General features: G+C 58.9%; 9 protein-coding genes and 1 pseudogene. 5 read left to right on the plus strand and 5 right to left on the minus strand.

Translation table 11 applies throughout. The features are described 5' to 3' along the window. Positions 1–99: 99 nt before the first annotated feature. Positions 100–618 carry a cupin domain-containing protein gene (locus GVL50_RS28105; RefSeq protein ID WP_159815810.1) on the minus strand — a complete coding sequence of 173 codons (519 nt, stop codon included), beginning with the start codon at positions 616–618 and terminating at the stop codon, positions 100–102. A gap of 202 nt (positions 619–820) precedes the next feature. Next, the gene (locus GVL50_RS28110) at positions 821–1,639 is read right to left on the minus strand and encodes a shikimate 5-dehydrogenase (protein ID WP_159815805.1); all 819 of its coding nucleotides are present in this window, start codon (positions 1,637–1,639) and stop codon (positions 821–823) included. 257 nt (positions 1,640–1,896) lie between these two features. Between GVL50_RS28110 and GVL50_RS28115 the strand changes: the two genes are divergently transcribed. The 3 genes from GVL50_RS28115 to GVL50_RS28125 all read left to right on the plus strand — a co-directional run bounded on the left by GVL50_RS28115 (position 1,897) and on the right by GVL50_RS28125 (position 2,955). Next, a complete protein-coding gene (locus GVL50_RS28115; protein WP_053121826.1) occupies positions 1,897–2,250 on the plus strand; it encodes a hypothetical protein in 354 nt (117 codons plus the stop codon). Positions 2,251–2,474: 224 nt separating this feature from the next. Further along, positions 2,475–2,669: a hypothetical protein gene (locus tag GVL50_RS28120; protein ID WP_053121828.1), complete on the plus strand. Its 195-nt coding sequence runs from the start codon at positions 2,475–2,477 to the stop codon at positions 2,667–2,669. A gap of 103 nt (positions 2,670–2,772) precedes the next feature. After that, the gene (locus tag GVL50_RS28125) at positions 2,773–2,955 is read left to right on the plus strand and encodes a hypothetical protein (RefSeq protein ID WP_159815806.1); all 183 of its coding nucleotides are present in this window, start codon (positions 2,773–2,775) and stop codon (positions 2,953–2,955) included. Here GVL50_RS28125 and GVL50_RS28130 read toward each other — a convergent pair. Then, positions 2,952–4,013, minus strand: coding sequence for an AI-2E family transporter (locus GVL50_RS28130; RefSeq protein WP_159815807.1), 1,062 nt, complete (start codon positions 4,011–4,013; stop codon positions 2,952–2,954). The two genes, GVL50_RS28125 and GVL50_RS28130, sit on opposite strands and share 4 nt — an antisense overlap. A gap of 193 nt (positions 4,014–4,206) precedes the next feature. On the opposite strand from GVL50_RS28130, the pseudogene yegQ reads away from it, so the two are divergent. Then, a pseudogene (gene yegQ, locus GVL50_RS28135) lies at positions 4,207–5,543 on the plus strand (tRNA 5-hydroxyuridine modification protein YegQ). A gap of 115 nt (positions 5,544–5,658) precedes the next feature. On the opposite strand, the gene GVL50_RS28140 reads toward yegQ, so the two are convergent. After that, the gene (locus GVL50_RS28140) at positions 5,659–6,522 is read right to left on the minus strand and encodes a LysR family transcriptional regulator (protein WP_159815811.1); all 864 of its coding nucleotides are present in this window, start codon (positions 6,520–6,522) and stop codon (positions 5,659–5,661) included. Positions 6,523–6,624: 102 nt separating this feature from the next. Here GVL50_RS28140 and GVL50_RS28145 point away from each other — a divergent pair, with 102 nt between their 5' ends. Continuing rightward, positions 6,625–7,518 (plus strand): DMT family transporter, encoded by an 894-nt coding sequence (locus tag GVL50_RS28145; protein WP_159815808.1) that lies wholly within the window; start codon positions 6,625–6,627, stop codon positions 7,516–7,518. Between the two features lie 112 nt (positions 7,519–7,630). On the opposite strand, the gene GVL50_RS28150 is transcribed toward GVL50_RS28145, so the two are convergent. Continuing rightward, on the minus strand, positions 7,631–7,861 hold the full coding sequence (locus GVL50_RS28150) for a hypothetical protein (protein ID WP_159815809.1): 231 nt from the start codon (positions 7,859–7,861) through the stop codon (positions 7,631–7,633). Between the last annotated feature and the right edge of the window lie 181 nt (positions 7,862–8,042).

The raw sequence follows: 8,042 nt of genomic DNA on the forward strand, positions 1-8,042 counted from the left end.
AATGCGGTGTGTCATTCAAAGGTGATTTGACTGATCCACCGCATTCGCGAGCAAGCCCGCTCCCACAGAGGATTAGTCATCCAATTCAGGATCTGTGGGCTATTCGCCGTCCCAGTAATCCACGCCATCCGCCTGCCGCGCCACGGCGACGAAACCTGAGGCATTGCCCTCGGCATCGACCGTGAAGTTATCCATCACCGCGTATTTATTCGAATCAGGGTACTCACAGATCTCCGGCTGCTGCTGGGTGCTCACCGCCAGATAACGCAATTCAGCCTGACTGGTATTGATGATCTGATGCGCCTTCTCCGGCCCACCCGGTGGACAGGCAATCACATCACCCTGGCGAATCGGAAAGCGCTCGGCACCAAGGCGCACCTCGCCCTCCCCGGCCACCACGTAGAACATTTCCTCGTTGACCCGATGGCTGTGAAACGGACTGCCGCGCATGCCGGGTGGCAAGGCGTAGAGGCGATAGCCGAGTTTCTGTGAGCCAAGCTGCTGACCGACCCGCGCCATGCGTTGCTGATAGCGGCTAGCGGTTTCGCCTTCAGGGGCGAGGGCTTCGGGCAAGGGTTCGAGTTCGACCTGATGCAGGTTGAGGATGAGCGGATGCATGGGGGCCTCGGTCATGGTTTTTATCTGTGTTTGCTGAGGAGGGAGTATAGGCAAACAGGAGCTGACACCGCGTCGCGGCATTCGCGAGCAAGCCCGCTCCCACAGGGGATCTTCAGTGAACACAGGATCCCGGCATGACGAGAATCAACTGTGGGAGCGGGCTTGCTCGCGAAGAGGCCCGCCCAGCCACTATCAAACCCGGTCAGCTACGCGCAAACGCCACCGCCGCCGCAAACTGCTCTTCATTCGGCCGCACCCCGGTGTACAGTACAAACTGCTCCAGCGCCTGAATCGCGATCACTTCCAACCCGGTAATCACCCGCTTGCCCTCCGCGCGACCATGCACGATCAACGGCGTCTCCGACGGAATCGCCACCACATCAAACACCGTCTGCGCCGCTTTGATCACCTCAGCATCAAACGCCAGTTGCCCCGCCTCCGGCCCGCCGTCCATGCCCACCGGCGTCACGTTGATCAGCATCTGAGGCCGTTCATCGCCCAATTCTGCCTGCCAGCGATAACCGAGCGAGTCCGCCAGTGCACGTCCGGCGCGTTCATTGCGGGCCACGATCAGACCGTTTTTGTATCCACCATCGCGCAGGGCACTGGCCACCGCTTTGGCCATGCCGCCGCTGCCACGCAGGACGAATGTCGATTCTTTCGGCACGGCGTGGGTTTCCAGCAATTGCGCCACGGCGATGTAATCGGTGTTGTAAGCCTTGAGATGCCCGGCGGTGTTGACGATGGTGTTGATCGACTGAATCGCCGCCGCCGACGCATCCAGCTCATCGACCAGCGCAATGCAGGCTTCCTTGAACGGCATTGACACGCCGCAACCACGGATGCCCAAGGCACGAATGCCGCCGACAGCGCCGGTCAGATCCTGGCTGCTGAACGCCTTGTAATAGAAATTCAGGCCTAACTGCTCATACAAGTGGTTGTGAAACCGCAGACCGAAGTTGCCGGGGCGCCCGGACAGGGACATGCACAGTTGGGTGTCTTTGTTCGGGTTCATCTGCATGAAACTTCTCCTTCTAAACGCACTTTCGGATGGACGGGATTAGCCATTCCATCGGGTCTGTTCGATCATATCGCCGTGTCTGCACAGGCTTCGCCACAAGGGTCGAATGCCCGGTAAAGAAACCGGTACAGACCTTACACAAAATTTACCTGGCGGCTGTGCTGAATTTCAGAATTTCGCTGTCTTAGAAGTATCCCCGTGACGTTCATGAGCCTATTGCAGGCCTGGACGGCGGGTCGAAGAACCGAGGAATTATCATGATTCGTAAACTCCCCATAGTGGCCCTGTTGATCGGTGCTTTTGCTGTTACGGGGCAAGCGCAAGCCCACGGTGGCAATTACTGGCAAGGCCCTGCGGTGTTTGGCGCAATCGTTGGCTCGGCCATCATTGGCTCGGCGCTTATCAACCAGAACCGTCCGGTGTACGTGCAGCAAGCGCCGGTGTATGCCGCACCGCCTCCGGTGTATGTGCAACAACCGCCGCCACCGGTCTACTACCAACCGGCGCCGGTTTATGTGCAACAACCGGTTTACGTGCCGGCCCCGGTGTATTACGGGCCACCACGCGGTTATTACGGTCGTCCGTATCCTCCGCATTACGGTCGCTGGTAAACCAGAGCCCCGCTATTCAAGCGGGGCTTTTTTTTGACCGTTTGTCGGCCATGGTCTGAAAAAATCTCGTCAAGGTCGCTGTGAGGACAGTTTCAAAGGCTAAAGTCGTCATGATCAATCAGGAATCGTTGAAGCTGAACACACAACGGTCATCTTTTTGTCATGACGGAACCGCAAGCTGAATCCGTCCGTAAACAACAGGTTGATAAAAACAAGGACGAGCCATGCCAACACAGAACCCGCACCGCATTGTCGGTTTATGCACCTCGGGCAAGGTGTACAACACCCTCACCGAACTCAAGCACCTGGAAGGTCACCGCTGCGCCAAGTTTCTCTCGTTACTGGCAGAGAATCTGGTGCACAAGGGCCTGCTCAACGAGCGCGAAGTCATGCACATGCTCGATCAAGTGGTGGACTGACGCCAAACCTCATTGGCGTCAATGACCACTATCGAAAACGTTGATTGTCCGTTAAACCGTCGAGTCCCTAAGGTAGCTCCATAGATCACTGGAGGTACTTGTCATGGCTCAGGTTCAAATCATGTCCGTTATCGGCAGCGCCGTTCCCGCCTCGCTCAGAGCGTCGGGTTTGCTTGCCTGCTGGTACCTGATGCGCAACGGCGAACCGATCAGCGGCCCGCTCGCTTCATTGCCAGCCGCTCAGGCGCAGGCAGAGAAAATCGCCAGCGCGCCGTTCCACGCTTAAGGCAGCTGAACTTTCGGCTTGGTCTCAATGAACAGCGCCCAGCTCGACATGAACAGCGCAGCGATCAACGGACCAATCACGAAACCATTGAGGCCAAACACGGCCAGACCGCCAAGGGTCGAGATCAGAATCATGTAATCGGGCATGCGTGTGTCCTTGCCGACCAGAATCGGTCGCAACACGTTATCCACCAGACCGATCACAAACACCCCGAACAACCCCAGCACTACGCCTTGCCAGATCATCCCGCTGAGCAGGAAGTACACCGCCACTGGCGCCCAGACAATCCCCGCGCCCACCGCCGGCAACAGCGACAGAAACGCCATCAACACCGCCCATAGCAACGCGCTGGGGATATCGAGAAACCAGAAAATCGCCCCGCCCAACGCGCCCTGCGTGATCGCCACCACCAGGTTGCCCTTCACCGTCGCCCGCACCACGCGGTTGAATTTCAGCTGCAAGCGACGTTTGTGGTTTTCCTCCAGCGGCACGGCGATGCGCACTTTGCGCACCAGTTCGGCACCGTCACGCAGGAAAAAGAACAGCAAGTACAGCATGATGAAAAAACTCACCACGAACTCGAACGTGCCCTGGCCAAAACTGAAGGCCTGACTGGCCAGTACCTGGCTGCCCTGCATCGCCGCTTTGACGATTTTCTCGCGCAAACCGTTGAGCTCGCCCATGCCGAAGCGATCAAGCAAATGTTGAAAGTACGGCGGCAGACTGTGCTTGAACTGCGCCAGATACGCCGCGATATCCAACTCGCCACTTTCGATGTTTTTGTAGACCGTCGCGCCTTCCTGCACCAGCAACACGCTGAGAATGATCACCGGCAAAATTGCGATCACCAGACAGATACTCAGCGTACACAGCGACGTGAAGTTGCGCTGCCAGCCGAATTTTGCCTGTATGCGGCGCTGCATCGGCGCAAACAGAATCCCGAGAATCACCGCCCAGAACACCGCGCCGTAGAACGGCAACAGAATCCAGATAAAGGCCACGGTGACCAACAGCAGCAGCACTGTCAGTGATTTGAATTGAAGACTTTTTGCGTTCATGTCCGATCCATGTCAGTCAGGCGCCATGCACGCCCCGATGCTTAGTCAGCCGGCGCGCGCGCGAGTGCCATCTTTATTTATTGAGCATAGTTGGGGATTGGCCGGAGCCGTCGGCCGCGCAAATGTAGACGCAGATCAATAACCCGCACCGACGTCTGCACTACCCTGCCGGGCTTTTGCGACCGACCTTGCCATGACGCCTACCCTGTCCCTCGCCGCGCCCGAGTTGCTGGCTCCCGCCGGCACCCTGAAAAACATGCGTTACGCCTTCGCCTACGGTGCCGATGCGGTGTATGCCGGCCAGCCGCGTTACAGCCTGCGCGTGCGCAACAACGAGTTCGATCACGCCAATCTGGCGCTGGGCATTCGCGAAGCGCAAGCGCAGGGCAAACGCTTCTATGTGGTGGTCAACATCGCGCCGCACAACGCCAAACTGAAAACCTTCCTCAAGGATCTGGCGCCGGTGATCGAGATGGCGCCGGATGCGCTGATCATGTCCGACCCGGGGCTGATCATGCTGGTGCGTCGGCATTTCCCGCAGATGCCGATTCACCTGTCGGTGCAGGCCAACACGGTGAACTGGGCGAGCGTGGAGTTCTGGCAGCAACAGGGGTTGAGCCGGATCATTCTGTCGCGGGAATTGTCGCTGGAAGAGATCGGCGAGATTCGCGAGCAGGTGCCGGACATGGAGCTGGAGGTTTTCGTCCACGGCGCGTTGTGCATGGCTTATTCCGGGCGCTGTCTGTTGTCGGGCTATATGAATAAGCGCGACGCCAATCAGGGTTCCTGCACAAACGCCTGCCGCTGGAAATACTCGGCGCAGCAAGCCACGGAAAATCAGCTCGGCGAGATCGTGCAGACCTTTGAGCCCGAGCCCACCCTCGGTATGGGCGCGCCTACCGATCAGGTATTTCTATTGCAGGAGGCCAATCGCCCGGATGAATTGATGCCGGCGTTCGAGGATGAGCACGGCACGTACATCATGAACGCCAAGATCTGCGCGCGGTGCAGCATGTCGAGCGGTTGACGCGCATGGGCGTGCATTCGCTGAAAATCGAAGGTCGGACGAAATCGCACTTCTATTGCGCGCGCACCACGCAGGTGTATCGACGGGCGATTGATGATGCGGTGGCCGGGCGCGAGTTCGATCGCAGCTTGATGACGGATCTGGAGTCACTGGCCCAGCGCGGTTACACCGAAGGTTTTCTGCGCCGGCATGTGCATGACGAGTATCAGAATTATCTGCACGGCAGCTCGGTGTCGGAGCGCCAGCAGTTTGTCGGTGAACTGACCGGGGAGCGGCGTGATCGGCTGGCTGAGGTCAAGGTGAAGAACCGCTTTGCGGTCGGTGATCATCTGGAATTGATGACGCCAAAGGGCAACTTTCACTTTGATCTGCATGAGTTGCACAACGCTCAGGGCGGCGCGATCGAGGTGGCGCCGGGGGATGGGCACACGGTGTATTTGCCGATTCCGGATGCGGTGGATTTGCGCTTTGGGCTGTTGATGCGGGATTTGGCGGTGGCCTGAAAGCCCTGCAAACGCCCCCCTTGTAGGAGCTGCCGAAGGCTGCGATCTTTTGATCTTTTTTACAGGCAACGTCAAAAGATCGCAGCCTTCGGCAGCTCCTACGGAGATCAAAAGCCTAAGTGAATTCCTCCCGCAACATCGCCACAAACGCCTCTCGCGCCGGATGCACTCCGGCGTTCTCATGCCAGTAAAACAGATTGTCGACGGCCGTCAGCTCGGCAAATTCATAGCCCACACACCCAGCCCCTTTCGCATACTGCTCAAACACGCCTTTAGGCACCAACGCCACCCCCGCCCCGGCACTCACGCAACCGACAATCGCCCCGTAACTGGCCAGGCTGACAATCGGCAGCGCCTGCCCCTGACGCAACAACCAATGCTCCAGCGCCGCCCGATACGGACAACCCTGCGGCCACATGAACACGGTTTTGTCCTGCAAATCCTCGATCCCGCGCACCGGCCCGAACGAGGTTGAAGCAATCAACAGCAACTCTTCGCGATACATCGGTGTGCGCTTGAGTTGCGAGCGTTCGACATCCACCGCGACGATCGCGCCATCCAGACGATGACTGACAGTGTCGTCAAGTAACTGCCCCCAAGTCCCCGTGGTCAGTTCCAGCGCCACGCGCGGATAGCGCTTGTGAAACTTCGCCAGCAGGCGTGGCAAGCGCCCGGTGGCCGAGGATTCGATGGCGCCGATGCGCAATGCGCCGGACGGCTCGGCTGCCGGGTCGACGGCGCGTTTGGCTTCTACCGTCAGCGCCAGAATCTTCTCGGCATAGGCCAGAAACGTCTGGCCCGCCGCACTGATCCGCAGCCCGCGCCCTTCACGCAAAAACAGCGCGACACCCAATTCCGCCTCCAGCGCCTTGATCCGCGCGGTGATGTTCGAGGGCACGCAAAACAGCTGTTCCGCCGCTCGGGCAATGCTGCCGAGTTCGGCCACGGTCTTGAACATGCGAATCTGCGCCAGCTCCATAATCATCACTCTGAGTGAACATTCAGCGCAGTATAAGTCAGTTGTAGCGAATGATTGAGCGCCCGGATACTCGGCGCATCAAAAACTTTCGGTGCTTCGATCATGCCCTCTTCCTGCAAAATAATTCTGGCCATGGCGTTTGTCGTCGGCTGCTGGGCGTATTCGCCCACGGGAATTCACATCGGCCTGCAAGCCTATGAACCCGGGCATCTGGCGTTGCTGCGTTTTCTGCTGGCGTCGGTGTTTATGGCGGTGATTGCCGCGTTCAAAGGCATTCGCCTGCCGAGCCGGGCTGATGTGCCGTTGCTGTTTGCGCTGGGATTTTTTGCCGTGAGCCTACATCACGTGGCCCTGAACATTGGCCAGCAAAGCGTCAGTGCCGGCGCTTCGAGTGTGTTGGCGCAGTCGAGTCCGTTGTTCAGCACGTTGCTGGCGCGTTTTGTGTTCAAGGATCAGGTCAGTGTTTGGCGTTGGGGCTGCGTGCTGCTCGGGTTTGTCGGCGTGGTGATTGTGGTCAGTGGCGACAAAGGCCTGGGCGATATCGACGCGCATGGGTTGTTGATTTTGTTGGCGGCGGTGTCGTGGAGCCTGTATTTCGCTTTGCAAAAGCATCATGCGCGGCGCTATGACGGCTTTAGTCTGGCGTGCTATGCGGTGTGGTCGGGGACATTGTTGTTGCTGATTTATCTGCCAGGGCTGGGCGATGCCGTGATGAAAGCGCCGCTGCGGGTGCAATGGGCGGTGTTGGCATTGGGGGTTTTTCCGAGTGCGCTGGCGTATCTGGCATGGGGGTTCGTGCTCAAGCATGTGGATCTGAGCCGGGCGACGATGACGTTGTATTTGATCCCGCCGACGGCCATGGCGATTGCTTCGGTGGGGTTGGGTGAGCGGCCGACGGTGATGGTGCTGGTGGGGTCGGTGGTGGTGGTGATTGGGGTGTTGGCGTTGAACCTTGAGCGGTCGGTGATGGTGCGGACTGCGGGGTTTGATCGTTGATGGATGTTGGGGCTGATGCCGCCTTCGCGAGCAAGCCCGCTCCCACATTTGGAATGCATTCTCCTGTGGGAGCGGGCTTGCTCGCGAAGAGGCCGGGACAACAGCCCATCAACTAACGGCGATCATCCGACAACGGCGTTGGCTCATCCGCTGGCGGCACATCGTCGTCGGCAGCCGGATCCTTCCAGTCGTCAGGCCGGTGGCCATCGCTCAGCGGATCGCGCCCTGGTGGCATGCCCATCGGTGAATCATGATCTTCGAGTGTCGGCTCATCGGTACCGGGCACCGGTTGGGTTGGATCGGTTGGAAGTACACCACCCTGAAACAGCAGATCGTTAGCCATGACACACCTCACCAAGGAGGCCCGGAAAGCCCGGGTCGTACACGTTGGAAACGGTGGCGCACGACGGGTGCTATCGAACAGACCAACGGCGCGAGGAGCTGACTTGTGGTGACCCCGTGTGGGAGCGGGCTTGCTCGCGAAAGCGGTGGGTCAGTCACCGACGACCTGAATGACACACCGC

It is taken from the genome of Pseudomonas sp. 18058, assembly GCF_902706155.1.
Classification (GTDB): domain Bacteria; phylum Pseudomonadota; class Gammaproteobacteria; order Pseudomonadales; family Pseudomonadaceae; genus Aquipseudomonas; species Aquipseudomonas rustica.

Coding starts and splice junctions, on each gene's coding strand:
- GVL50_RS28105 (WP_159815810.1), bottom strand. CDS start 618: ATGCATCCGCTCATCCTCAACCTGCATCAGGTCGAACTCGAACCCTTG.
- GVL50_RS28140 (WP_159815811.1), bottom strand. CDS start 6,522: ATGGAGCTGGCGCAGATTCGCATGTTCAAGACCGTGGCCGAACTCGGC.
- GVL50_RS28145 (WP_159815808.1), top strand. CDS start 6,625: ATGCCCTCTTCCTGCAAAATAATTCTGGCCATGGCGTTTGTCGTCGGC.
- GVL50_RS28150 (WP_159815809.1), bottom strand. CDS start 7,861: ATGGCTAACGATCTGCTGTTTCAGGGTGGTGTACTTCCAACCGATCCA.
- GVL50_RS28110 (WP_159815805.1), bottom strand. CDS start 1,639: ATGCAGATGAACCCGAACAAAGACACCCAACTGTGCATGTCCCTGTCC.
- GVL50_RS28125 (WP_159815806.1), top strand. CDS start 2,773: ATGGCTCAGGTTCAAATCATGTCCGTTATCGGCAGCGCCGTTCCCGCC.
- GVL50_RS28130 (WP_159815807.1), bottom strand. CDS start 4,013: ATGAACGCAAAAAGTCTTCAATTCAAATCACTGACAGTGCTGCTGCTG.
- GVL50_RS28120 (WP_053121828.1), top strand. CDS start 2,475: ATGCCAACACAGAACCCGCACCGCATTGTCGGTTTATGCACCTCGGGC.
- GVL50_RS28115 (WP_053121826.1), top strand. CDS start 1,897: ATGATTCGTAAACTCCCCATAGTGGCCCTGTTGATCGGTGCTTTTGCT.